Below are 24928 nucleotides of genomic sequence, written 5' to 3' on the forward strand. Positions count from 1 at the left end.
GTCTGGTGCGGCGGGTGGGGCTTGATGCGGCGCGGGAGCCTGCTGCCATGCGGGGTTCGGTGTGGCGGGTGAGGCTTGATGCGGCGCGGGAGCCTGCTGCCACGCGAGGTTCGGCGGCGCGGGCTCATGCGGCTGCTGCCACGCTGCGGCCGGAGGCGCCGGGTGCTGCTGCGCCGGAGGGTAGGGCTGCCCTTGCGGCGCGCTGTAAGGCTGCTGATACCCCTGCGGCGCTTGCGACTGCGGTGCCTGTGGCTGCGGGGCGTGCCGCTTCTTGCCGGTGCCGTATGGGTTGACCGGCGGCGGGTACTGCGGTGCGGGCTGGCCGTGGTGCGGCTCGGGATGGGTCATGCGTCCCCCATGGCTCGGTGTCGGCTCGGTGTCGGGGCCGACTCGTGCCCGCGCGAGTTCAGCCGCTTGATGTGGTGCGGCTGCAAGGGTATGGCAGGGCACGGGGGAGTGTTCCCCGGCCCTGCCTGCCCGCCTTATGGGGTCGCGCCGGTGCCAGTTTGGCTGGTGTCGGTGTGGCCGGTGTCGGGTGCGGCCGGTGTCAGCGTGGCCAGGTGGGGAGCACCGTCTTGCCGTGGGTGGCGTTCACCACCGTGGCCGACGAGGCGTACCAGGCCACTGCCGCTGTGACGATGCCGAACCAGCCGCCGACCTTGGTCATCGAGTCCGGGGCCGGGTCGTTCATGAAGGCGCCGATGGCCAGGAACAGGAAGGTCAGGGTCAGCAGGACGAAGACGGCGAGGACCGCGAGGTTGGTCTTCAGGGCCGCCAGGGTCATGTACGCGGTGAAGATGCACCAGGCCAGCAGGTACAGCCCGATCGCCTGGTGGATGTCCCCGGCGCTGGCCGGTGTCAGTTTGACCAGAGCCCAGTAGCTCAGCCAGAACGCGCCGAAGGAGGCGAACGCGGTGGCGCCGAAGGTGTTGCCGCGCTTGAACTCCCACATGCCGGCCAGCAACTGTGTGGCGCCGCCGTAGAACAGCGCCAGGGCCAGGACGACGTTCACCGCGCCGGTCTCCTTGATGATGTTCGCGTTCACGAAGCTGAGCACGAACGTCGTCATGGCGAAGCCGGCTAGTCCTAGAGCGGCCGGATCGGCGACGCCGGAAGTCGGGGGCGCCGGTTGCCGCGTGGACGTTGTCTCGCTCATTTCGCGACTCCCTTTCCGCGGAGGAAAGGATAGACAATTCCGCTCGTTCCAGGATAGATCGGACTTCAACAAAAGACGAGAGCGCGGAGCGGGCCGCAGGTGGGCCACCTGGCGGCCGACGCTGACCCGGATCTGCGGCTGGTTCAGATCCGCGCAGAGTTATAGCATCTCACTCTTGCTATTGACTGTCACGGCTCGGGCGTTATAACTTCTAACTACAGCGACAGTAGCTAACGCCAACCGGGCCAGCCCCAGCTCAAGGAGTCACGCCATGACCGCCACCGCTCGTACCTTTCGCCGCCCCGCCCGCCTGCGCACCGCTCTCCTCGCCCTCCCGATCGCCGCCACCGCGTTGCTCGGCGGTCTGGCATCGCCGGCCGAGGCCGCCACCGCCAACGCGACCGCCACGGCGCAGCGCCCGTTGACCTGCCAGGGGCAGGGCATCGACCCCACGGCCAAACTGCACTACCAGACCCAGATCTTCATCAAGGCGCCGCTGAGCGTCGTGTGGCGCACCCACACCGACGTCGCCGCCTGGCCGAAGTGGCAGTCCGCCGTGAGCGGCATGAAGCCGCTGACGCCGGGCCCGATGCGGCCGGGCTCGCAGTTCCGCTGGACCACGCCCGCGCCGGCCACCGCCTCGACCCCGGCGACCACCCTGGTCATCACCTCGACGGTGCAGGACGTCCGGCCCGGCCAGTGCACCCGGTGGATGGGTCCGGCGATCGGGGACGGCCTGCGCATCGACCGTGGGACCCACGTCTGGAACTTCATCAAGGTGCCCGGCGGCGTGATCGTCCGCACCGAGGAGAGCTGGACCGGCGCGCAGATCGAGGCCGACCCGGCCACCGCGATCCGCTACCTGGCGCCCGGGCTGGACCAGTGGCTGGCCGATCTGAAGGCGGCTTCCGAGGCGCGTGTCTGCCAGCACTGAAAGGTCGGCGTCGCAGCGTCGCGGACCCGACGCTGAACCTCGATAGCTGAACTTCGATAGCTGAACCCTGATACCGGCGCGGTCGCCCGAGTGAGAGCGGGTGACCGCGCCATGACAGTGTCCGGGGCTACAGCAGCTCAGGCTGCTCCCACGCCTGGCCCAACACGTGCTCGGCGAGGAACGCCCGCACCGTCTCGTACCAGAGCTTCGACTCCTGCGGCCGCAGGACCCAGTGGTTCTCGTCCGGGAAGTACAAGAACTTCGCTTCCTTCCCGCGGCGCTGCAAGTCCTGCCATTGCCACAGGGCGTTGGCCACCGGCACCCGGTAGTCGTTGTTGCCGTGGATGATGAGCATCGGGGTGCTGACGTTGTCCGCGTACAGGTGCGGCGACCAGCGCAGGCTGTGCTCCGGCTGCGACAGCACGTCCCCGTAGGCCTGCCGGAAGAACCAGGGCACGTCGGAAACCGTGCGCAGCTGCGCGTTCCAGACGCCGGCGTGCGAGATCAGGGCTTTGAAACGGTCGGTCTGGGTGGCGATCCAGTTGGTCAGGTAGCCGCCGAACGAGCCGCCCATGGCCGCCGTCCGGGTGCCGTCGATCTCCGGGCGGGTGAGGACCGCGTCGGTAGCGGCCATCAGGTCGTGGAACGGGTTCCCGCTCTTCTCGCCCTTGCCCCGGTTGAGGAATTCCTGGCCGTAGCCCGTGGACAGCGAGTAGTCGGTCAGCAGTACCGCATAACCCTGCGACACCATCACCCACGGATTGGCGCGCCAACCCCACGCGTTGCTGCTCATCATCGGGCCGCCGTGGATCCACACCAGCAGCGGCGCGGGGTTCGCGGCGTCGGCGCCGTCCGGCAGCACCAGGCGGGAGTGGATGACGGTGCCGTCCTCGGCGGTCGCCGTCACCTCCTCGACCCGGCCGGGCAGCGGCACCGTGTCGCCGGGCGCCGACAACAGGACCGGCTCCTGATCCGCGGCGCCGGCGTCCAGGCGTACCGGACGCGCCGGGGCGTCGGTCGCGCTCCGCAACGCGAACAGGGTGCTGCCGTCCGGGGTGACCTGGAGGCTGCTGTAGGCGGCGCGGTCGCCGGTGAGCCGGGTGACGGTACTGGTCGCCACGTCCACCTTGAACACCGGCGCGCGGCCCATCTCGTCGGCGGTGAAGTAGAGGGCTGATGAGTCCGGCGCCCACACCAGGCCCTGCGGCCACCGGTCCAGGTCCTCGGTCAGGGCTGTCGCCGGGCCGCCGGCCAGCGGCTGGACGCAGATGACGCGCGGGGGACTCTCGTCGAAGGTGTCGACACCACCGCGGACGTAGGCGACGGTGGCGCCGTCGGGGGAGATGACCGGCCCGGAGTATTCGTGCTCTGTGTCACCGGCGAACAGCGTGCTCTTGCCGGAGGCGACGTCGAGCAGCCGCAGCTCGGTGCCGTGCTCGCTGGCCTGGAGCGGGACCACCAGTCCGTAGACGACCCTCGACCCGTCGCGGTCGACCGCGAACGAATCCACCACCGGCCCCAGGTCGCCGGTCAGGTCGCGAAGCTCCACCTTCCCGTCCGCGCCCGGCGCCTCGGCGACGAACAGCCGCGTGCCCTCCGGCCCCAGTTGGGTGTCCCACTCGCGGATCCGCGCCTGGGCGTGCAGGATCGCGGTGACGTTCGCGTCCTTGCGGGCTTTGCGCCGTTCGGCGTCCTCGGCCAGGTCCTTCGCCTCCGGCATGACCTTCGCCGACAGCACGATCCGGCCGGTCTTCGGCGCCACCGCGACGCTGCCGACGCCGGCCGGCGGGGCGGCCAGCAGCCGGGCCTCGCCGCCGCGGGCCGGCAGCAGCCACAAGCCCGAACCGTCGCCGTCGTCGCCGTCCTTCGCCTCCGGGTCGGGGCGTTTGGCGAGGAACAGCAGCGAGCCGTCCGGCAGGAACGCCGGGGCCGACTCGCCGGCCGCCGACCGGGTGAGCCGGAACGGGGCGCCGCCGTCGCGGTCCACCTCCCAGACCGAGGAGACGAACTTCTTGCCGTCCGGCGACAGGTTCTGCACCCCGACCGCCAGCCGGCTGCCGTCGGGGGCCAGCGCCAGGCCGGTCACCCGCGGGATCTCCAGGAACTTCGCCAGGTCGTCGAAGGGGTTCCGGTCATCGTCGGCGGCGGTGGCAGGGGCGTCCGCAATATCGTCAGTCACTCCCGCACACTAACTCCGGGGCCGCGTCCGGGCACTCGGGTTAGCACCGGGGCGGACTCTGCTGAACCGAAAAGCCCCATGACATCCGAAAGCCCGCGACATCCGAAAACCCCATGACATCCGGAGCCGCTAGCGGGGACCATTTAGCCACCATGCAGTCCGCGACCACAGTCACTCCGTCCCAGCTCCCGACCCTTTTGCTGGCCACCACGACGGTTCGTCCCGTCTTTCTTTGGGGCGCGCCGGGCATCGGCAAGTCCTCGTTGGTGCGAGCCTTCGCCGAGAGCCTTGCCCTGCCTTGCGTTTCGCTGCTGGGCACCCAGCTCGCGCCGGAAGACCTCATCGGCGTGCCGCAGATCACCCCTGAGGGCCGCAGCCGGTTCTGCCCGCCCGAGCTGATCGCCCGGGACGAGCCCTACTGCCTGTTCCTCGACGAGCTCAACGCCGCCGCGCCGGACGTCCAGAAGGCGTTCTACAGCCTCATCCTCGACCGGCGGATCGGCTCCTACGAGCTGCCCGAGGGCTCGATCGTCATCGGTGCCGGCAACCGCGCCACCGACAACGCGCTGGCCCGGCCGATGGCCAGCGCGCTGGTCAATCGGCTGATCCACGTGCACCTGCGGGCTTCGGCGGCCGATTGGTTCCAGTGGGCCGGGGCCAACGGGGTGCATCCGTGGGTGCTGGACTACCTCACCGACCGGCCGGACCAGCTGTGGGCGCAGCCGCCGAAGACCGAGGAGCCGTTCTCCACGCCGCGTTCCTGGCACATGCTCTCCGACGCGCTGCACTCCTGGGGCGAGACGCCCGAGGAGGAAATGCTGAAGGTGCTCGCCACCGGCACGCTCACGCCTTCGCACGCCGCCGGGTTCTGTGGCTGGGTGAAGATCGTGCGGAACTCCTACGGGTTCGAGGCGATCCTCAAGGGCGACGCGTCGTGGCCGCGGCGGCCTCAGGACCGTGACTTGCTCTACTACCTCGCCGAGGCCTTCCGGGCGCGGCTCATCAAGGAGCTGCCGGCCGAGAAGAATCAGGGTTCGAACGCCGGTCGGCAGTTGGCGTTCCGGGCCAAGACGTTGCTCGTCGAGCTGGCCGAGATCTCGCTGGAGATCGCGCAGACGGTGCTCGCCGACGACGAGGACGGCGTGCCGCTGCTGCCGACCTGGTTCCTGGTCGAGGCGGCCCGGGACCTGCCGCGATTGGTCGCCGCCCGGCAGTAGGGCCGCGGGTGCGAGAAGACTAGAGGTAAAGACGAGGCCGAATGGGCAAGCCCAGTAAGAAGATCCCGGATCCTGGCCGCCCCGACTTCGAGGCGGGCCTGGCCCTGTTGGGCGCGCATCCGGCCTTCGCCGAATTGAGCATCGGCTCGGTCTGCCGCGTCCCGAACTGCCAGTACGCCCCGCGCCATGGCTACTGCCTCGTCGACTCCAACGGCACCGTGCACGTCTCCATCTCCCGGCGCGCCACGCCGGAGCAGTGGGCGTGGGCCGTCGCGCATGCGCAGCTGCACCTGGGGTTCGGGCACGTTCCGGCCGATAGCGCGACCGAGCGTCCGCAGCCGGATGCCGTGGAGATCGCGGCGCGGTGTGCGGTGGTCAACCGGTTCCTGGACGCGTTGCGCGTCGGGGCGCCGTTGCCGCCGGAGATGGTCGACACCAGCGGCTCGGACGAGGAGACGCTGATCGACCGGTGGCGGGGCCTCGGTGTGCCGCCGGCGTTCGCTGATCCGGAGTTGGTCGGTACCGCCGGGCCCGATCCCGATCAGGTTCTGGTCGCGCATACCGAGTGGACTCCGGATGGCAAGGTGCCGGACTGGCGCGCCGTCTTCGCGCGCTCGCTGTCCCGGTCCGTCACCGCGGCAGTCGATGTCGCCGGTGGCGCCGATCGCCCCGACGGCGCGGGCCCGCGGTCCGGCACCCGGCAGAAGAAGCGCTGGGAGCTGGCGCTGAGCTGGTTCGTGGCGTCGTACCCGCTGCTCGGCGGCATCGCGTCCGGGCTGACCATCGTCTCGGACGTGGAAGTCGCGCGGGCACACCAGATCTGGATCGCCGCGGTGGACGCCGCCGCGGGCGAGATCTATATCAATCCCCTGGCTTCGCTCACCGAGCCGGAGTGGCGCTTCGTGCTGGCCCACGAGATGCTGCACGCCGCGCTGCGGCACGGCGACCGGGTCGGCGGCCGCGACCGCTTCCTGTGGAACGTGGCCGCCGACTACGTGATCAACGGCTGGCTGCTGGAGATGGCCGTCGGCGAGATGCCGGACGGCTGCCTGTACGACCCGGAGCTCGCCGGGATGTCGGCCGAGGAGGTCTACGACCGCATCGCCCGGGACCTGCGCCGGGCCCGCAAGCTGCGCACGCTGCGCGGGGCCGGCGTCGGCGACGTGCTGCACGAGCCGCTGCCCGGCGTCCACGACAAGAGCGGCGCCACCGACCTCGACGACTTCTACCGCCGTGCCCTGCTCACCGGCTTCGCCTACCACCGCGACGGCGACCGCGGCTTCCTGCCCGGCGGCCTGACGCAGGCGATCAAGGCCCTGGAACACCCGCCGCCGAAGTGGGACGCGCGCTTGGCGCGCTGGTTCGACGAGTACCTGCCGCGAGCTGAGCCGGCCCGCAGCTACGCGCGGCCGTCCCGGCGTCAGTCATCGACCCCTGACATTCCGCGGCCGGGCCGGTACCTGCCGACCGAGCTGGTCCCGCGGGTGACGTTCGGCGTGCTGCTGGACACCTCGGCGTCGATGGACGTGCGGCAGCTGGGCAAGGTGCTCGGCGCGGTGGCCTCGTTCGCGACGGCGCGTGACGTCCCGGCGGTGCGCGTCGTCTACTGCGACGTGACGCCGAAGGACGCCGGGTATCTGCCGGTCGAGGAGATCGGCAACCGGCTGCGGGTGTGGGGCCGGGGCGGGACGGTGTTGCAGCCGGGGATCCGCTTGCTGGAGAAGGCCGCCGACTTCCCGCAGGACGCGCCGATCCTGATCATCACCGACGGGCAGTGCGACGTGCTGACCGTGCGGCGTCAGCACGCGTATCTGGTGCCGGCCGGGCTGTCGCTTCCGTTCAAGCCGCACGGGCCGGTGTTCGGGTTCCGCTGACGGCCGTCGGCGCGGGTCATATGTGGGGTCAAATGCGGGGGTCATACCTTCCTACGGCTGCGCTGTCTCGGTGAACTGCTTGTTTCCAGCTCTGTACACCGGCATTACCCGTTGGTAACTTACTCCGAGTCAGGTCTGTGATCCACTTCACCCGCCAAGGAGTGCCATGCGCAGGAGACCAGCCAGGCGTATCGCCGCGACCACGGCCGTGGTGGCCCTCGCCGCCGCCGGGATCAGCACCGCGGCAGCCACGACCTCGTCCGCCGCCACGACGGACTCGTTCTACAGCTACAGCGGCTCGGCGCCGTTGTCGTCCTACGCGCCGGGCACCGTCCTGAAGACGCGGACGTTGCAGTATCACGTCGTCGGAATCCCCACGCCGGTGACGGCGATCCAGCTTCTGTTCCGTACCACCGACGCCCAGGGCCGGCCGAGCGCCGGGGTGACGTCGGTGATCCGCAGCATCACCGGGGACGCCGGCAAAGCCGTGTCCTACCAGTCGTTCTACGACTCGCTGAACCCGGCGGACAGCCCGTCGCGGGCCATCGCCGGCGACCTGACGCTGGGCGGCGTCATCCCCAACGCCGAAGCGCTGTTCCTCGCGCCGCTGGTGTTGCAGGGCTACAACGTCGTCATCCCGGACACCGAGGGCCAGAGCGCCGACTTCGCGGCCGGTCCCGAATACGGGACCACCACGCTGGACTCGATCCGCGCGGCCACCAGCAGCGCGGCCGGGGCCGGGATGAACGGCGGCACCAAGTTCGCGCTGGAGGGCTACTCCGGCGGCGCCATCGCCACCGGCTGGGCCGCGGCGCTCGCCCCGTCGTACGCGCCGGACGTCAACCACAACCTGGTGGGCTTCGCCGACGGCGGCCTGTTGGTGGACCCGGCGCACAACCTGAAGTACGTGAACGGATCCCTGGTGTGGTCCGGCGTCATCCCGATGGCGATCATCGGCGTCGCGCGCTCGTACGGGATCGACTTCAGCAAGTACCTGACCCCCTACGGCATGCAGGTCTACAACCAGCTACAACAGGGCTCGATCGTCAACGCGCTGGGCGAGTACCCCGGGCTGACCTGGCAGAAGATGGCCAAGCCGCAGTACGCCGACCCGGACTCGGTGCCGGAGTTCGTGAACGCGGTCAACAAGATCAACCTCGGCTCGGTCGGCACCCCGACCATCCCCGGCTACATCGCGCAGGGCGACGGCGGCGTGCTGGAAGGGACGTTCTCGAGCCCGCCGGGCATCGGCACCGGCGACGGGGTGATGGTGGCCGGAGACGTCCGTGCGCTGGCCCGGCAGTACTGCGCCACCGGCGACGGGTCGATCAAGTTCGACCAGTTCGACCTGCTGAGCCACGTCGGCACGGCGGCGGCCTGGGCCCCGCTGGCGCTGGGCTGGCTGAACGACCGGTTCGCGGGCAAGACGGCGCCTTCGGACTGCGGCTCGATCGCGGCCGGGAACTCGTTGGCGCCGGAGCAGGTGGTGCCGGCTTCCTGAGGGGAGCCAGCAGGCTACTGCTTGTTGTCACGTATCCCGCGAACCATTGGGCTTCGCGGGATACGTTGATCTGCGAGCTTTCGCACGTTGATCTGCGAGCTTGCGCTCAGCCGCCGCCCTGGTTCAGCCCGGCCAGGTACTGGTTGTAAGCCGTCAGCTCGGCGTCGTTGTCGCGATCGGCGGCCCGGTCCTGCCGGACAGCGTCCCGGGTGTCCGCCTTCCGCCACTGCATGAACAGCACCAGCAGCACCAGGACGCTCGGAATCTCCGAGAACGCCCACGCGATCGCGCCGGCCGCGTGCTCGTCGGAGATCGCGCTGCCCGGCCAGGTGCTGGGGTGGTGGGTGAACACCGTGGTGGTCAGGGAGCTCTCCATCATCACCGCGATGCCGAAGAACGCGTGGAACGGCATGCCGCCGAACAGTTCCAGGATGCCCAGCACCGGGTTGGCGCGGCGCGGGCCCGGGTCGACGCCGAGGATCGGGTAGAAGAACAGCAGGCCGACCGCCAGGAAGTGCAGGAGCATCAGGTCGTGGGTCCACCAGTTGCTCATGAGCGTGGTGAACAGCGAGGTGAAGTACAGCCCGTACAAGCTGGCGACGAACACCGGCAGCGTGAACCACGGCGCGGTGATGACCTTCGCGAAGCGCGAGTGCAGGACGTGGACCAGGACCTCGCGCGCGCCGAGGCGGCCGTGCGGCGCGGCCGGCAGGGCGCGCAGGGCCAGCGTGATCGGCGCGCCGAGCAGCAGCAGGACCGGGCTCACCATGGACAGCACCATGTGCTGGACCATGTGGACGCTCATCAGCTGCATCCCGTAGCCGCCGACGCCGGTCGCGGTGACCTCGACGATGGTGGCGATGCCGGCCAGGAACGCGACTGTGCGGCCGATGGGCCAGCGGTCGCCGCGCCGGTGCAGCCGCCACACCCCGAACGCGTAGAGCAGCGCGACCAGCAGGCAGGTGACCGGCTCGACCGGGATCGGCTGCGGGTGCCAGGCCAACAGCCGCCCCAGCGTGGCCGGGACCTCGGGCATCCAGCCGGGGCCGCTCATCCCGTCGCCCATGGCGCGCTCCTCATGGCTGCTGGTGACCTGTCGGTGAGTACTCCGTCACCTGGAAGCGGCGGATACCAGCCGTCGGTGGGACGGCTGAGGCAATGCTCGCACACCGGGCGGTGATCTCTGCGGGCGGTGCTGCCCCGAGCCCGGCGTGGCCGTCATGGTGCTGGCGCGGCCGTCATAGTGGCCTATGTAGCGGCAGTCGTAGCGGGGCATCGCCCCGAGTCATAGCGGGGCATCGTCCCGGCGGCAGACTGGTTCGGCTGGAGCCGGGCGGGGCGGTGGCGACGGAACGGCGGCGCGATGCGATGATGTGTCCGCCATGGAGCCGCGGAGTGTCGCCCCGAATTCCCGGGCCGCTGTGTTCGCAGCGGTCTGCACTTTGCTGGCGGTGGCCGCGCACCGATTGATGTCGGTTTCGGACATTCCGGTCACGGCGATCGCGCTCGGCGCCGCAGCGGTGTTCTGTTTCGCCCGGATCGCCGCGGCGCTCGGCGAGCGCGGGCTGGCGACGATCGGGCTGCTGGTCGGCGGTTCGCAGATCGGTCTGCACCTGCTGTTCCAGGCCGCACAGGCCGCACAGGCGCAGAGTGCGTTGAGCGTTCAGAGCCTATCGAGCACTCCGAGCGCGCCGAGCGGTCCCATCGGGGCGACGTCGATGCCTATGCCCGGTATGGCAGGCATGCCCAATATGGGTGGTATGCCGGGCATGGTCGGCGGGTCGAGCTCATCGTTCCTGGGCACGACGACCGGCATGACGATCGCCCACGTGCTGGCCGCCCTGGTGACCGCCTGGTGGCTGCGACGCGGTGAGGCCGCGCTGTTCGCTGTGGTTCAGCGGGCCGGGGCGGCCCGAGCGGTGCTCGGTGCTTCGTGGCGGATGGTGGCGGAGTGGGCCGCGGGTGTGCGGCCGATCGAGTCGGCGGGGCCGGCCCGCTGCGTGGTCGGCGTCGGAATCCGCCGACCGGCGGCGGCGCGCGTCCTGCTGTTCACCGTGATCAGGAGAGGGCCACCGGCAGCCGCGGTTCGGTAACGGATCACGAGCGCCCGCATGCGTGCGAGCGCCATGGCGGCTTCGCCGATTTCGCTTTTCCCTCACCCACAGTGGAGATCTCAGCATGTCCATGCGTTCTCGGGGTTCGATGAGTTTTCGAGGTTCGATGCTTTCTCGGAGCTCCGTGCTTTCTCGCAGTTCGGCCGTGTTCGGGGCCGTGCTCGTCGTGCTGGCGCTGGCCGGACCGGCCTCCGCGCACGTCACCATCGGCCCCAACACCACCGCCAAGGGCGGTAGCGACGTCGAGCTGACCTTCCGGGTCCCCAACGAGGAGGCCCAGGCCGACACCACACAGCTGGAGGTCGACTTCCCGACCGACAAGCCGATCACCGGCGTGCTGCCCGAGCCGACGCCGGGCTGGACGGTGAAGGTGGACAACGTCACCCTCGCCACCCCGATCAAGACCGACGACGGCACGGTCACCCAGGTCGTGCAGCGCATCACTTGGAGCGGCGGGCAGCTCCCGCCCGGGCAGTACCAGGGGTTCCGGGTGATGCTCGGGAGCCTGCCGGACAACGCGGACAGCCTGACGTTCAAGGCGTTGCAGACGTACTCCAACGGGGATGTCGTGCGTTGGATCGACGTTCAGCAGCCGGGCCAGCCGGAGCCGGATCACCCGGCACCGGTGCTGACGCTGACCGCCGCGGCACCTGACGGGGCTTCGCCTTCGGCGCCCAGCTCGCAGGTGACGGCGACGGCCTCGGTGACGGCCTCGGCGCCGTCCTCGTTTGGGGCCTCGTCCGGGGCCACCGCCTCGGCCAAGACCAGCGACTCGACCGCGCGCGGGCTGGGCATCGCCGGGATCGTGATCGGCGTGCTGGGGCTCGCGGCCGGTGCCTTCGGAATCACAGCGGCTCGGCGTAAGGGAGCCGGGACCGGGACTCCGGAATGAGCCTGGTGCATCGATCGCCTGAGGCCGGGTTCGCGCCCGGCCTCAGGCCGAGAGCCGCGGTACGCCGCCTGGCGTTTCTGGCGGCCTTGGTCGTGACGGTGCTGATTTCCGTCGCCCCGTCAGCCTCCGCGCACGCGACCGTGGTCTCGACGTCCCCCAGCGACGGCCAGGTTGTCGCGACCGCGCCGACCGTGGTCTCGGTCCGCTTCGACGAGCCGGTCCAGATGCAGTTCGGCGCGCTGCGGGTGTTCTCCCCGACCGGGAGCCGCGTGGACGAGGGCAGCCCGTCGCACCCGACCGGGCATTCGGACACCGTGGAGGTCGCCCTGGCCTCGGGCTTGGGGCACGGCACCTACACCGTGGCCTGGCACGTGATCTCGGCGGACTCGCACCCGGTGTCGGGGGCGTTCACGTTCAGCGTCGGCTCCTCCTCGGCGACCTCGGTCTCCCAGGACACACTGAACGCCGGCGGGAGCAAGACGGTCGGCGTCCTGTACGGGATCGCACGCGGCGTGGCATACGGCGGCTTCGCCTTGATAGTCGGCGCGACCGGGTTCCTGCTCTATTGCTGGCCACCCGGAGGCGCTTCGCGCCGGGTCCGCGCGATGATCGCCGCCGGTTGGGCCGCCCTGGTGGCCGCGACGCTCGCCGTACTGGGGTTGCAGGGTCCTTATGACGGCGGGTTCGGACTGGACCGCGTCTTCGACACCACGGTCCTGCACACCACCCTCGGCACCAGGCTCGGCACGGCCTTGGCGGTACGGCTGATGCTGCTCGGGCTGTACGGCGTCGGCCTGGGGCTGGTGCTGCCCAAGGTGGAAAGGGCCTCCGTCAACCTGCGCATCGCGGCCACCACGGCCGGGGCGGCACTGGCGATCGGGATGGCCGCGACATGGGCCGCCGCCGACCACGCCGGGGTCGGTTCGCAGGTGCCGCTGGCGCTGCCCCTCGACATCGTGCACGTGATGGCGATGGGAACCTGGCTCGGCGGACTGACCGTGGTGGTCGCGGCATTGCTGCGCCCGGCGGGCGCCGACGTGCCGGTGCTGGCGCGGGCGGTGCGGCGGTTCTCGACCATCGCGGCGTGCTGCATCGGTGCCCTGGTGGCGACGGGGACGTATCAGGCATGGCGGCAGGTCGGAACGCTCGGGGCGCTGACCGGCACGGTCTACGGCCGGCTGCTGCTGGTCAAGCTGCTCGGCGTCGGGCTGCTGATCGCGCTGGGTTACCTGGCCCGGGTGTGGATCGCGCACTACCTGAGCGGCTCGGCCACTGGGCAGTCGCGGCAAAACGGCGGCACCGCTGGCAGCGGGAGCAGCAACAAGAGCGGCACTGGCATCGGGAGCAGAACCGGTAGCGGGAGCAGCACCAAGGCCAGTGGGAACAGAAGCGGCAGCGCGGCGCGCGCGGCGGCCGTGACGCCGGACGCCATCGCCATCCGCCAACTACGCCGCTCGACCGGCCTGGAAGTGGCGCTCGCCACCGGAGTCCTAGGCGTCACGGCGATGCTGGTGAACGCACCGCCCGCCCGCACCGCCTTCGCGGCCCCGGTATCGACGACCGTCGCCTTCGACACCGGCGGCCCCAACGGCAAGGGCAGCGTGCAGGTGTTCGTCGGCCCCGCGAAGACCGGCAACGACACCGTGCACATCGAGGTCGTCTCACCATCCGGGGACCCGGAGTCGGTCCCGCAGCTGACCGCGAGCCTGACGTTGCCGGACCGGCAACTCGGCCCGCTGCCGGTGACGCTGAGCGGGGCCGGGACGTCGCACTACTACGGAGGGACCACGATTCCGTTGGCGGGCGCGTGGAAGTTGTCGGTGACTGTGCGGACCGACGACATCGACGAGACGACGGTGGTCGTGCCGGTCACCATCCGCTGAGAACCTGAGAACTCAGACGTTCCCGACCATCACCGCCATCACCAGGGTCATCACCAGCGCTCCGATATGCGGAACGATGACGAGCATCCGGGGCGCGCTGGCCAGGCTATCCATGCCGCCCACGCCAGCACTACCCACGCTTACTGCACCATGCCCATGCCGCGCATCAACCAGCCGCCGCCCATGCACCACCGCACACCCCGCCAGCACCGCGGCGACGCTGAGCGGCACCCACGCCGGCGGGTGTGTGGGCGCGGCGAGCATGTAGGCCATCGCCGCTTGGCCGGCGCCGATGGCCGCGTGTTGGCCGCGGTGCTGGGCCGGGCTTCGGCGGAGCGTGGCGCGTGCGATGTAGAGCACTGCCATGGCGGCGTAGGCCACGGCGGCCACGTGCAATGTCGTGGTGGAGACACCGGGGAACACCATGAGCGTCATGCCCGCGCCCATGAGCGCGTGTCCAGCGTCAGTTGGTCGGTCGGTGTCGGGCAGCCGGGTCGGGGACAGTAGGCGCAACACGTGCACCAGGGTCGCCGTCCAGAACAGGGCGAGTTCGGCCAGCACCGGCACCGCCGACCCGCCGCCGGAGCTCATGTCCATTCCCGGCATCGCCCCACCGTCGCCTTCCACATACGCCGCAAGACGTGCGGGTTCTTGTATACCGGCGGCCACCGACAGCCAACAGAACTGCGGCTGCTCCCCGCGAGAGCTTTCCCGGGGAGCAGCCGCGATAATCCATGGCGAATGTGGCGTAATCGGTGAATGCCTGGCGGCGTCAGCGACGAGTGTCGGTGTCGGCGACGGGTGCCGGTGTCGGTGTCGGTGTCGGCCCAGACTTCGGCGTCGGCGGGCTTCGTCCTCAGCCCTTGCCGTCGTGCCTCGCGGCGGCCTTGGCGGCGAGCCCAGCGAACCAGTCCTTGTCCGCCTGCGTGAAGGCGGGCATCTTCTGGTCCGCAGTCTTCACATCCACCCGCAGGACCTGATCACCGAAGCGGACGAAGAACGTCTCGTTCCCCTGCCCGTACCAGTTCTCAACGAACGCGTCGTCCCCGGTCCCAGCAGGCAGCGGCGACATCGTGTCCTTGCTGTAGGGCAGCCCGTCCACGTCACACCCCCCGCTCCCATGCTGACGCAGGTCGCCCATCCACTTCGCGCCGGTGCCGGACGCCATGACGTCCACCCCGGCACTCGCCGTGACGCTGATCCCGCTGGGCGTCTTCCCAACGAAGCCGTAGGTGGTCTGAGGGCTGGCCACCGGGTTCTGCTCGCCGACGCAGCCGTTGTCCACGACGAGGTCGCCTGTCTTGCTGTGCGACGCCGCCGGGTCGAACGTCCAGCCCGGGCCGAAGTCGGACGCCTGGAGCAGGGTCGCCGGCGGCGGGGGGACCGGCACCGCCGTCAGCGGTGCCGCCAGGCCGGGGTCGGACATCGCGGCCAGCAGCTTGTCGAGGGTGAGCGGGTTCGGCTTCAGCGCGCGCTTCGGGTCCGGCCCCGACACCATGGTGATATCCGACGGAGCGAAGTTCTCCCACTCGACCCCCATCGCGCCGCCGTCGCCGGGGAACTGCCGGACCACGGAGACCGCGACGAAGGAGCCGTAGGACTTGGTCCTACTCAGCAGGACGGAACCGTCTGGCAACGTCTTCTTGGCGCAGGGACTGAACTCCGCCGCGTCCGTCCAGCCGTCGCCGCCGGCGTGTACCGGATCCAGCATGGAGCCGGGGGAGACCACCGTCGCGCAGACATCGGCCGGGTCCGGTGCCTCGTCGGCGGAATCCACGAACGACATGTTCAGCATGCCCATCGGAGCCGTCGCCTGGGGCGACCGCAACGAGTCCGCCGAGCTCGCGTCGTCCGTCCACACGACGCCGGCCTGCAAGGCGGCCATGTCCTTCGCCATCAGGTCGTCGTCGGAGACCAGTCGGGCGCTGCCGGGTGTCGTCCGCGGTGTGGCCTTCGCGATGTGCGTGAGCGTCGGGTCCAGCTTGCTCAGCAGCTGCGCGGTGTCGCGGGCCGTCGTGTTCGGGACGGCGATGTAGTACTTGTGGAAGAAATCGTGGTCCTGGCTCTTGTCGTCTTTGGTGGAGAAGCCGTTGAAGGCCGTGTAGGTGAGAACGTCGGACGGATCCATGACCACGGCCGCGGCAGTGTTGGACGGCTTCGCGGGCCCGGTCCCTTGGCCGGGCCCGGGAACGTGCGTCCTCTGATCCACCCCGCCGGACACGCCGATCCCGACCGCCGCCACCACCGCGGCCGTGACCACCACGCTCCCGGACGCCGTCAGGGCCCTGGCACGGTTCTTGCGCTGCCCGGTCCGCATCATCTCGGTGTGGTCGGCGACCCAGACCGGCTCCTCGCCCTGCCGTGAACGCTCGAACAGTTCACGGGCCCATTCTTGGTCGGTGTTCATGAGTTCCCCTTCAAGACTGAGACGTCGCCGGGCATCCGGGTGTCCGGCGTCCAGGCACCGGGCGTCCGGGCGCCGGGCGTCCGGGTGTCTACCGCCCGAGCGCCGACCGTCCGCACGCCGGGCGCGAGCTCGCCGACCACCGCGCGCAGCGCCACCAACCCGCGCGCCGTCTGGCTCTTCACCGTGCCGGTCGAGCACCCGAGGACCCGGGCCGTCTCCTCGACGCTCAGGTCCTCCCAGAACCGCAGGACCAGGACCGCCCGCTGACCAGGTGCGATCTGTCGCAGACCACTGACCAGCAGGTCGCGGTCGTGCACCAGGACGGCGGAGTGGTCCGGATGGTCCGGCGGGGCCGAGGTCGGCAGTTCCCGGCGCCGCCACGGCCGGCGCCCCTCGTCGATGCAGGCGTTGAGCAGGGTCTTGCGAAGGTAGGCGTCCAGGTCGTCATGGCGGTTGACCCGGCCCCAGGCGCGGTAGAGCTTGATGAAGGCGATCTGCACCAGATCCTCGGCTTGGTGCCAGTCACCGCACATCAGGAACGCCGTGCGCCTGAGCGCGTGGGAGCGCCCGGCGACCAGCTCGCCGAACTCCCTCTCATCGGGTCCGCGCATCCGATCCGCCCCTCATCCCCTGATCGTGCCCGAGCTTCCGGACTGTTCTGACAGCCAATCCACGGAAGGCGGGACGGGTTCGGTTGTCGCCGGGGGCGAGAAAGTTTCTCAGCGGGTCCGGAGGTACTCGTCGATCACGGCGTGGACTGCCTCGCGGACGCGGTCGTAGCCGGCGCCGCGGTCTGCCAGGAGTTGTGCGGTGGGGTCGGTGTGGACGGAGGCCAGGGCCAGGAGGAGGTGCTCGGTGCCGATGTAGTTGTGGTTCAGCTTGAGGGCTTGGGCGAGCGCCGCTTCGAGGAGGCGGCGGGCCGGGGTGCCGAGGGGTGGCGCTGTGGCGTGCGGTGCTGCGAAGTTCGGTGCTGCGACGTGCGGCGCGGCATCGCGCGAGCCTACGGCGTTGTTCGGCGCGTCCACTGCGTCCGCGGTGTCCAGCACCGCGCGCAGGCCGGCGACGTCCACGTCCAACCGTGCGAGCGCCTGCACGGCCAGCGTGTCGCCGTCGTCCAGCATCGCGAGCAGCACGTGCCGGGGTTCCACGGTCGCACCACCGAGCCGCTTGGCGTGCTCTTCGGCCCGGACGAGCGTGGTGCGGGTGCGGTCGGTGAGGCGGCTGAGGGCACCGGTGCTGATGAGGTCGCCGAGCGTCAGCTGGAAGCGCGCCGGGGTGTAGCGCTGTTGCGCCGCCTGCCGGCTGATGCCCAGGTGGCCGCCGATGTCGGTCCACGAGTTCCCGCGGGTGCGGGCCTGCTCGACGTAGTAGCCGACCAGGCGCGCGCCCAGCGCCGTGAGCTCGTCCGCGATCTCCTCGGCGGCTTCGAGGCGGTCCAGGTCGCCGCGGTCGGCGGTGCGGGCGTCCAGGTCGGCGATCAGGGCGGGGAGGTCGGGCAGTTCGGGCACGGGGCCATTCTGGCAGTCAATCAGCGTCTTGACGACTTGCGATGCGTCAACCTGGTTCTTGACATCGCCAAGCGTGACAACTAATCCTTGACGCATGAACCCGACCCACCTGACCGAAGCCCTCGACGTCCTGGTCCCGGAGATCCTCGCCCTGGCCAAGGCCCCGGGCATGAACATCGCGCTCGGCATCGACGACCGGGTCGTCTGGGCGAAGGGCTACGGCCACGCCGACCTGGCCACCGGCCGCCCGATGACGCCCGAGACGGTCGGCCCCACCGGCTCCGACGCCAAGCCGTACACCGCGACCGCGGTCCTGCAACTCCTCGACCGCGGTCTCATCGGGCTCGACGACCCGATCAACGATCACCTGGGCGGCCTGCGCGTCACCAACCCGCACGGCGGGCGTGAGATAACGCTGCGGGATCTGCTGACCCATCGCAGTGGTCTGGGATCGGACTTCGCCTTCTCCGACCGGATGCCGCCGATCGCGTTGGGGGGCCTGCTCCAGAAGATCCTCGCCGAGGGGCGGACCGACGCCTACGGAGGCAGTGTTCTGCCACTGTGGGTCACGCCGGTTGGAGCGCACTACCAGTACAGCAACGTCGGTATCGGTCTGATCGGGTATCTGGTCGAGCGTCTCAACCCGGACGGCGTCTCGTTTTCCGAGTGGCTGCAAGGGAATCTCTTCGCGCCGTTGGGTATGGCCTCGACCTGCTTCCCGCCGGCTCAGCACCCTGATCACGTCCCGGCCGATCTGCTCGACCGCCGTTCCACCGGCTATGCCACGCTCGACGGCTTCCAGTTCCGGCTGCCGCAGATCCACGCCGGCCTCTATCCGGCGGGTGGGGCGCTGACCACGCCGTCGGACCACGCGCGCTTCCTGCTGGCGATCGCCGGTGGCGGCCGCTTGGGCGACGTCAGGATCCTGACGAACGCCACGGCCGAGGCGATGGTCAGTCCGCAGGCCGGCCGTGGCCCCGATCCGGACAACACGATCGGCTACGTCTGGAACGTCTTCCAGTACGGCAGCCCGAATTACCACATCGGCCACGGCGGCGAGTACATGTGGGGCTGGAACCAGGTCTCGCGGATCTGGCCGGAGCGACGGATCGCGGTGACGGCGTCGGTCAACCAGTGGGACCTCGGGGATCTGGGTTCGTCCGAGCGCCCCAGCCACCTGGCCGGACGGCTGATGCTGAACGTCGTCGACGCGTGGGTCCACGGCGCCGATCCGCGGCCGCTGCGCAGCGAGGCCGCCGCCCGGAGCTACCTGGCCGGGGTGATCGTCGGGGACCGGCTCACGGCCCGACTCGGCATCACCGCCGCGCCGACCGGCTTCGACCTGGACGCGATCGTCGCCGCGAGCAGCGTGGCGGCCGGGACGCCTTGGGACGCCGCCGCATTCCGTTCCGGGATCGGGGATGTGGCCGCGGCGGACGGCACGCTGGCGGGGATGAAGAAGCTGATGGGGCAGAACTTGCCGGCGCATCATCTGGCCGTGGTGCAGCGGCAACTCGGTGTTCCGTTCCTGGGGAACATGGTGTCTGGTAAATAGCCTGATAGGCGCGTGGCCGCGCATCGGGCGCCGGGCCCTGGGCACCGGGCGGGGTGCGCGACGGGCGCACGGCGACGGGAGACATACGGCCGCTCGGTTAGGCTCGGATGTCACCCCGAACGGAAGCGAGACTCGATGGACGGCTCCACCAGCCCCGCCAACCCCGCCAACCTCACCGGTCTCGCCTCCCAGATCGACGCTCTGGTCGAAGGCGGCGTCGAACGGCGGGTCTTCCCCGGCGCGGTCTGGGCCGTCGGCGGCCCCGACGGCCTGACGGCACACGGCGCGGCAGGACTGCTGGACCCGGGCGACGCCTCCCGGCCGATGCGGCCGGACAGCCTGTTCGACCTCGCCAGCCTCACCAAGATAATCGCGGTCTGGGCCGCCGTCGGCGCGCTCTGGGAAGCCGACCGCATCGACCTTGACGACCCCCTCGCCAAACACCTCCCGGACGCGCTCGGCTTCCCCCTGGGCACCGTCACGATCCGCCAGTTCCTCACCCACACCTCCGGAGTCCCGCTCCGCGCCAACCTCCGGGCCTCCTACGGCACCGACCCCGAGGCGGTGCGACTCGGCGTGCTCCGCGAGGCGATGCACAGACCGGCGGGCGAGGCGGTCGAGTACACCGACCGCTCGGCGCTGATCCTGGGCTTTCTGGTGGAGCAGCTGATGGATCGGCGGCTGGACGCGGTGGCACGTGATGTGGCCTGGGAGCCGCTGGGGATGTCGGCCACGCGCTACGGACCGCTGTCGGCTTCGCTGGCCGAGCAGTGCGCACCGACTGAGTTCGACGAGGAGACGGGCACGCACGTTCGCGGCTCCGTGCACGACTATTCGGGTCGGCTGCTCGGCGTTTGCGGGATCTCCGGGGTCTTCTCGAACGCTGTCGATCTGGGCAGATTCCTTCAGTACATGCTCAATCCCGAGGCCGGAGCCGGAGCCGGAGCCGGTGTTGGTGTTGGTGTTGGTGCTGGCGTTGGCACCGGCGTTGGCACCGGCCCCGCCTTCGGCCGACGCTGGATCCGCGAATCGCTGCGCCTCCACACCGGCGATCTACAGCCCGAACGCGGCCTGTTCTGGCACACCGTCCCCGGCATGTCGACTGCCGAAGACGTCTGGACGCACTACGGATTCACGGGCACCGCTATGTGGGTGTCGCCAGTGCGCGACCGCTGGGCGGTGCTGCTGACGAACAAGCTGTACTACAGCCGTGATCGCGGGCCGATAACGACGGTGCGCAACGGGTTCCGGCGACTGGTCTTCGGGGACTGAGATCCGCCGGAAACCCTCAAGCCCCACCCACCCCCGGCACCACCAACCCCGTTTCGTAAGCCGTAACCACCAACTGCGCCCGATCCCGAGCCCCCAGCTTCGTCAGCAACCGGCTGACATGTGTCTTAGCCGTCAGCGGTGACAGGTGCAGCGCGCCGGCGATCTCGTCGTTCGACAGGCCCGTGCCGACCAGCGTCAGTACTTCGCGCTCGCGCTGGGTGATGGCGGCGAGGGGGTCGTCGGCTCGGATCGGGCGGGTGCGGGGGCGGCTGACCACGTCGGCGATCAGGCGGCGCGTCACGCTGGGCGACAGTAGCGCGTCGCCGCGGGCCACGACGCGTACCGCCTGGAGGAGTTCGCCGGGGTCGGTGTCCTTGAGGAGGAAGCCGGACGCGCCCGCGCGAAGCGCCTCGTAGACGTACTCGTCCGCTTCGAACGTCGTGAGGATCAGGACCTTGATGCCGGCCAGGTCCTCGTCGGCGCTGATCCGGCGGGTCGCCTCCAGGCCGTCGACGCCGGGCATGCGGATGTCCATCAGCACCACGTCCGCGCGCGTTTCGGCGGCCATCCGGACCGCTTCGCCGCCGTTGGTGGCTTCGGCCGCGACCTCCATGTCCTCGGCGGAGTCGATCAGCATCCGCAGGCCGACGCGGATCAGCGGTTGGTCGTCGGCCAGCAATATGCGGATCATGCGTGCTCCTTGTTGTTCTCCGGCGCGCTCTCCGACGCATGGCCTGTCTCGTCCCTCGAAGGGTCGTCGTCAGCGGGAAGCCGGTCGCCGAGTGGCAGTCGCGCCTTCACCACGAATCCTCCGTTCGGCCCGCGTTGCGCCAGCAACGTGCCGCCGGTGGCGAGGGCTCGCTCGCGCATCCCGATCAGGCCGTGGCCGCTTCCGTGATTGTGGGTCGAGTCATTGTCTGCCTCGCCCGCGCCGGGCCCGGCACCGTCATCAGTGACCTGGACGTCCAAAGCCTCACCCCCATAACCGATCCGCACCATCGCGCGAGCCGGTCCGGCGTGGCGCAGCGTGTTCGTCAGCGACTCTTGCACGATCCGGTACGCCGCCAGTTCCACCGCCGCCGACAGCCGCCGCCGCTCCCCGCTGATCTCGACGCTGACAGGTAGGCCTGACGATCGCACCGTGTCGAGCAGCGCGGGCAGGCCTGCCAGGTCGGGCGTGGGAGCGGTCGGTTCGGCCGCGTCCTCGTCGGCCTGCCGCAATACGGCCAGGATCGCGCGCAGTTCCCGCAGCCCGTTCTTGCTCGCGTCGCGGATCGTGCCGAGCGAGGTGGCGACCGGTTCGGGCAGATCGCGGGAGACGTGCAGGGCCACGCCGGCCTGAAGGTTGATCGTGGACATGGTGTGCGCGACCACGTCGTGCAGTTCCCGCGCGATCCGCAGCCGCTCCGCGTCCACCCGGCTGCGCGCCTCCTCCTCCCGGCTGCGCTCGGCGTCCTCGGCCCGCTGCTGGATCGCGTCGATATACGCACGCTGATTCGCGACCGCCAGGCCGGCGAACAGCGCGGCGGCCGCCTCGCCGGGGAGTATGTAGAACGAGCCGTTCAGCGCGCCGAAGGGATCGCGCGCGGCGGTCATGGCGGCCAGGGTCGCGAAGGTGATGCCGGCCGCGGCCGTCGCGCGGCGGACCGAGCCGATTCCGCCGGGCGCGTTCGGCTGGCGCGCGGTGGCGCAGACCGTGTAGAGCGCACACATCGGGTTGAGCAACGAGGCGCCGTTCTCGTAGCCGAAAGCGGTGTACACCAGTGTGCTGCCGAGCGCCACGGCCAACGTGGCGACCGGTGCGCGGTGCCGCCAGAACAACGCGATGGAGCCGGCGGCGACCAGGAAGTAGGCGGGCCACGGGGCGACAGCCGAGGCGCGGATGTGGTCGCTGGCGCGGTTGGGGTGTGACTCGGCGACCGAACCGATGACGGTGAGCCCGAGCAGCACCACCGTGTACATCAGGTCGGCGAGCAGCGGGAACCGCCGTCGTTGCAGAGTCGCGTAAACAAGCATGGCCACGGGCGCAGCATAAACGCTGGTCGTCGGCGTGACATCGGCTTGCGGAGGGTGCGGGACGTACTGCTGGAGCAGTACGCGGGCGGCGGTGCACATCTTGTGGACGACGCCCGCTACCGCCTCGGCGGTCCCCGGATTCGCTTCTCCGGCCGGACGATTCCGCTCTCGCCCGAGGCCAGACTCCGGAAGCGGAAACCGATGGCGCACCAAGGCCCGATCTGAGGCCCGACCCGAGGCCCGACCCGACACCCGACTCCAGGAGTCCTGATGCGAGGCATCACCACGCTCGTCCTGCGCCACAAACTGCTCGTGGTCCTGTGCTGGCTGGCGATCGCCGTCGCCGGCTTCGCCACCATGGGCTCGACCACGAACCGGCTGACCACCGACTTCGCGCTACCCGGCCAGCCCGGATACGTGGCCGACCAGCGAATCAATACTCTGTATCACAACGGCGGCGACACGCTCCCGACGCTCCTGACCGTGACCGCGCCACCAGGGGTGGGAACAAGCGCCGAAACCCTTCAGGCGCACCAGATCTTCGCCGCGGCGGCGGCCGCGGTGCCGGGCACTCGGCTGGCGGACGCGGCGACCACCGGTGACGCCAAGTTCACCGGCGCCGACGGCCGGACCACCTTCGCGTTCCTGTTCACCCCGCCGGAGAAGGGCTTCGGCAGCGACACGGCCACGCCCCACATCAAGGCGGCGGCCGCCGCGGTCACCCCGGCCGGCTGGCGATACGGCGTGACCGGATCCAACCAGCTGGCCGCCGGCAACGGGACGAGCAAGGGCAACAGCGTGCTGGTCGAGGTCCTGCTCGGATCGGTCGGCGCGCTGGCGGTGCTGGCTTACGTGTTCGGGAGCCTGTTGGCGTTCCTGCCGCTGCTGATGGCCGGCGTGGCGATCCCGAGCACCTTCCTGCTTATCAATGGCCTGACTCGGATCACGTCGGTGAGCACGCTGGTGGAGTACCTGGTCGCGTTGATCGGACTCGGCGTCGCCATCGACTACTCGCTGCTGGTCGTGACGCGCTGGCGCGAGGAGCGCGACAACGGCGCCGACAACCACGCGGCGGTGGAGAACGCGATGCGGCACGCGGGCCGGGCCGTCGTCTTCTCCGGCCTGACGGTCGCGCTCAGCCTGCTGGCCGTGCTCGTCGTCCCGGTCCCGCTGATGCGCAACATGGCCCTGGCCGGCTTCTTCATCCCCCTGGTGTCGATCGGCGTCGCGGTCACACTGCTCCCGGTGCTGCTCGCCGCCGCCGGAAACCGGATCGACCGGCCGCGCTGGCGGCGGGAGGCACAGGCCAGTCGGCCGTGGAGCGCCTGGGCCCGGTTCGTGTTGCGGCATCGTAAGAGTGCTGCGGTACTCGGGGTCGCCGTGCTGCTAGCGCTGGTGCTGCCGCTGCTTTCGCTGCGGCTGGGCGAGCCGCCCTCGGCGGCTGCCGCGCAGAACGGCCCGGCCCACGACGCGCTTGTTCAGTTGACGGACAACGGGATCCCGTCCGGGGTACTGGCGCCGATCGAAGTGCTGACCACGCCGGACGCCGCCCCGGCTGTTGCCGCGCGGCTGGCCGCCGTTTCGGGCGTCTACACCGCTTACGTCGGGTCCTCGTTCCATGCCGGAAGCCCCGATGCCGGAAGCGCGGATGCTGGAAGCACGGCGCTCGTGGACGTCGCGACAGTGCACGAGCCCTCGACGACCGCCGGCAACGCGGAGATCGCGGCGGTACAGGACAGCGCGCGGTCGCTGCCCGGCGTGCTCGGCGTCGGCGGATCGGGGCCGACCCAGAACGACTTCATCCACGCGGTCTACGGCAGCTTCCCGTTGATGCTGGCGCTGATCGCGGTGCTGACGCTGGTGTTGCTGACGCGCGCGTTCCGCTCGGTGGTGCTGGCCGTGAAGGCCGTGCTGTTCAACCTGCTCTCGGTCGGCGCGGCCTACGGCGTGATGGTGCTGGTCTGGCAGGACGGCCACGGTAGCCACGCGCTATGGGGCGTCCCGGCTACCGGCACGGTGACGGTGTGGGTGCCGATCATGGTCTTCGCGTTCCTGTTCGGCCTGTCGATGGACTACGAGGTCTTCATCCTCACCCGCATGCGCGAGGAGTACGACGCCACCGGCGCCACCGACCACGCCGTGGTGACCGGCATCGGCCGCACCGGCCGCCTGGTGACGAGCGCGGCACTGATCCTGTTCCTGTCCTTCCTGTCGATGTCGACCACCCCCACGGTGGACGTGAAGGTCCTCGCCACCGGCCTCGGCGCCGGCATCCTGCTGGACGCCGTGATCGTGCGCTCCCTGCTGGTCCCGGCGATGGTCGGGGTCCTGGGCCGGTGGAACTGGTGGCTGCCGGGCTGGGCGGCTTCGGTGCTGCGGGTGGCGCCTTCGCCGGTGGCGCGCGGTGAGCGGGTGGTGGG

At 70.3% G+C, this 24928-nt stretch carries 19 protein-coding genes and 1 pseudogene; 10 read left to right on the forward strand and 10 right to left on the reverse strand.

The features are described 5' to 3' along the window. Positions 1 to 348: pseudogene (locus tag IZR01_RS51225) on the reverse strand (MinD/ParA family protein); the annotation flags it as partial. A 199-nt stretch (positions 349 to 547) separates the two neighbouring features. Continuing rightward, entirely contained in the window at positions 548 to 1156 is a 609-nt protein-coding gene (locus IZR01_RS32360) for an acetate uptake transporter (RefSeq protein ID WP_194899871.1), read from the reverse strand. 271 nt (positions 1157 to 1427) lie between these two features. Here IZR01_RS32360 and IZR01_RS32365 point away from each other — a divergent pair, with 271 nt between their 5' ends. Next, a complete protein-coding gene (locus IZR01_RS32365) occupies positions 1428 to 2090 on the forward strand; it encodes an SRPBCC family protein (RefSeq protein WP_194926085.1) in 663 nt (220 codons plus the stop codon). A gap of 127 nt (positions 2091 to 2217) precedes the next feature. Here the strand turns inward: IZR01_RS32365 and IZR01_RS53620 are convergent, their stop codons facing one another. Continuing rightward, positions 2218 to 4269 carry a S9 family peptidase gene (locus IZR01_RS53620; protein ID WP_323747163.1) on the reverse strand — a complete coding sequence of 684 codons (2052 nt, stop codon included), beginning with the start codon at positions 4267 to 4269 and terminating at the stop codon, positions 2218 to 2220. Between the two features lie 152 nt (positions 4270 to 4421). Between IZR01_RS53620 and IZR01_RS32375 the strand changes: the two genes are divergently transcribed. The 3 genes from IZR01_RS32375 to IZR01_RS32385 all read left to right on the forward strand — a co-directional run bounded on the left by IZR01_RS32375 (position 4422) and on the right by IZR01_RS32385 (position 8861). After that, positions 4422 to 5486: an ATP-binding protein gene (locus IZR01_RS32375; protein ID WP_194926086.1), complete on the forward strand. Its 1065-nt coding sequence runs from the start codon at positions 4422 to 4424 to the stop codon at positions 5484 to 5486. A gap of 41 nt (positions 5487 to 5527) precedes the next feature. Further along, on the forward strand, positions 5528 to 7360 hold the full coding sequence (locus IZR01_RS32380) for a vWA domain-containing protein (RefSeq protein WP_194926087.1): 1833 nt from the start codon (positions 5528 to 5530) through the stop codon (positions 7358 to 7360). Between the two features lie 166 nt (positions 7361 to 7526). Next, positions 7527 to 8861 (forward strand): lipase family protein, encoded by a 1335-nt coding sequence (locus IZR01_RS32385; protein WP_194896660.1) that lies wholly within the window; start codon positions 7527 to 7529, stop codon positions 8859 to 8861. A gap of 106 nt (positions 8862 to 8967) precedes the next feature. Here IZR01_RS32385 and IZR01_RS32390 read toward each other — a convergent pair whose 3' ends face one another. Next, on the reverse strand, positions 8968 to 9927 hold the full coding sequence (locus tag IZR01_RS32390) for a cytochrome c oxidase assembly protein (protein ID WP_194926088.1): 960 nt from the start codon (positions 9925 to 9927) through the stop codon (positions 8968 to 8970). A gap of 316 nt (positions 9928 to 10243) precedes the next feature. On the opposite strand from IZR01_RS32390, the gene IZR01_RS32395 reads away from it, so the two are divergent. The 3 genes from IZR01_RS32395 to IZR01_RS32405 all read left to right on the forward strand — a co-directional run bounded on the left by IZR01_RS32395 (position 10244) and on the right by IZR01_RS32405 (position 13750). Then, positions 10244 to 10954, forward strand: coding sequence for a hypothetical protein (locus IZR01_RS32395; RefSeq protein ID WP_194926089.1), 711 nt, complete (start codon positions 10244 to 10246; stop codon positions 10952 to 10954). Between the two features lie 145 nt (positions 10955 to 11099). Beyond that, positions 11100 to 11867 (forward strand): YcnI family copper-binding membrane protein, encoded by a 768-nt coding sequence (locus IZR01_RS32400; protein WP_323747164.1) that lies wholly within the window; start codon positions 11100 to 11102, stop codon positions 11865 to 11867. Between the two features lie 5 nt (positions 11868 to 11872). Next, complete coding sequence (locus IZR01_RS32405; protein WP_323747165.1) at positions 11873 to 13750, forward strand: copper resistance CopC/CopD family protein; 1878 nt, start codon at positions 11873 to 11875, stop codon at positions 13748 to 13750. A 12-nt stretch (positions 13751 to 13762) separates the two neighbouring features. On the opposite strand, the gene IZR01_RS32410 is transcribed toward IZR01_RS32405, so the two are convergent. The 4 genes from IZR01_RS32410 to IZR01_RS32425 form a co-directional block, all read right to left on the reverse strand. Beyond that, entirely contained in the window at positions 13763 to 14356 is a 594-nt protein-coding gene (locus IZR01_RS32410; RefSeq protein ID WP_194926091.1) for a DUF5134 domain-containing protein, read from the reverse strand. Positions 14357 to 14606: 250 nt separating this feature from the next. Beyond that, positions 14607 to 16157, reverse strand: a complete 1551-nt coding sequence (locus IZR01_RS32415) for a hypothetical protein (protein WP_194926092.1) — start codon at positions 16155 to 16157, stop codon at positions 14607 to 14609. Further along, on the reverse strand, positions 16154 to 16768 hold the full coding sequence (locus IZR01_RS32420; protein WP_228560696.1) for a SigE family RNA polymerase sigma factor: 615 nt from the start codon (positions 16766 to 16768) through the stop codon (positions 16154 to 16156). Before IZR01_RS32420 ends, IZR01_RS32415 begins: the two co-directional genes overlap by 4 nt. Before the next feature lie 108 nt (positions 16769 to 16876). Next, positions 16877 to 17665, reverse strand: a complete 789-nt coding sequence (locus IZR01_RS32425) for a Clp protease N-terminal domain-containing protein (RefSeq protein WP_194926093.1) — start codon at positions 17663 to 17665, stop codon at positions 16877 to 16879. Positions 17666 to 17759: 94 nt separating this feature from the next. Between IZR01_RS32425 and IZR01_RS32430 the strand changes: the two genes are divergently transcribed. Continuing rightward, positions 17760 to 19220, forward strand: coding sequence for a serine hydrolase domain-containing protein (locus IZR01_RS32430; RefSeq protein WP_194926094.1), 1461 nt, complete (start codon positions 17760 to 17762; stop codon positions 19218 to 19220). A 135-nt stretch (positions 19221 to 19355) separates the two neighbouring features. After that, positions 19356 to 20492: a serine hydrolase domain-containing protein gene (locus tag IZR01_RS32435; RefSeq protein WP_194926095.1), complete on the forward strand. Its 1137-nt coding sequence runs from the start codon at positions 19356 to 19358 to the stop codon at positions 20490 to 20492. A 16-nt stretch (positions 20493 to 20508) separates the two neighbouring features. Here IZR01_RS32435 and IZR01_RS32440 read toward each other — a convergent pair whose 3' ends face one another. Both IZR01_RS32440 and IZR01_RS32445 read right to left on the reverse strand, forming a co-directional pair. Then, a complete protein-coding gene (locus IZR01_RS32440; protein WP_194896669.1) occupies positions 20509 to 21183 on the reverse strand; it encodes a response regulator in 675 nt (224 codons plus the stop codon). Continuing rightward, positions 21180 to 22508 (reverse strand): sensor histidine kinase, encoded by a 1329-nt coding sequence (locus tag IZR01_RS32445; protein WP_228560704.1) that lies wholly within the window; start codon positions 22506 to 22508, stop codon positions 21180 to 21182. The genes IZR01_RS32440 and IZR01_RS32445 overlap by 4 nt, the downstream gene beginning before the upstream one ends. A gap of 270 nt (positions 22509 to 22778) precedes the next feature. On the opposite strand from IZR01_RS32445, the gene IZR01_RS32450 reads away from it, so the two are divergent. After that, positions 22779 to 24928, forward strand: a 2150-nt coding sequence (locus IZR01_RS32450; RefSeq protein ID WP_194926097.1) for an MMPL family transporter, incomplete at its 3' end; no start/stop codon positions are given.

It is taken from the genome of Catenulispora pinisilvae, assembly GCF_015356865.1.
Taxonomy (GTDB): Bacteria; Actinomycetota; Actinomycetes; order Streptomycetales; family Catenulisporaceae; genus Catenulispora; species Catenulispora pinisilvae.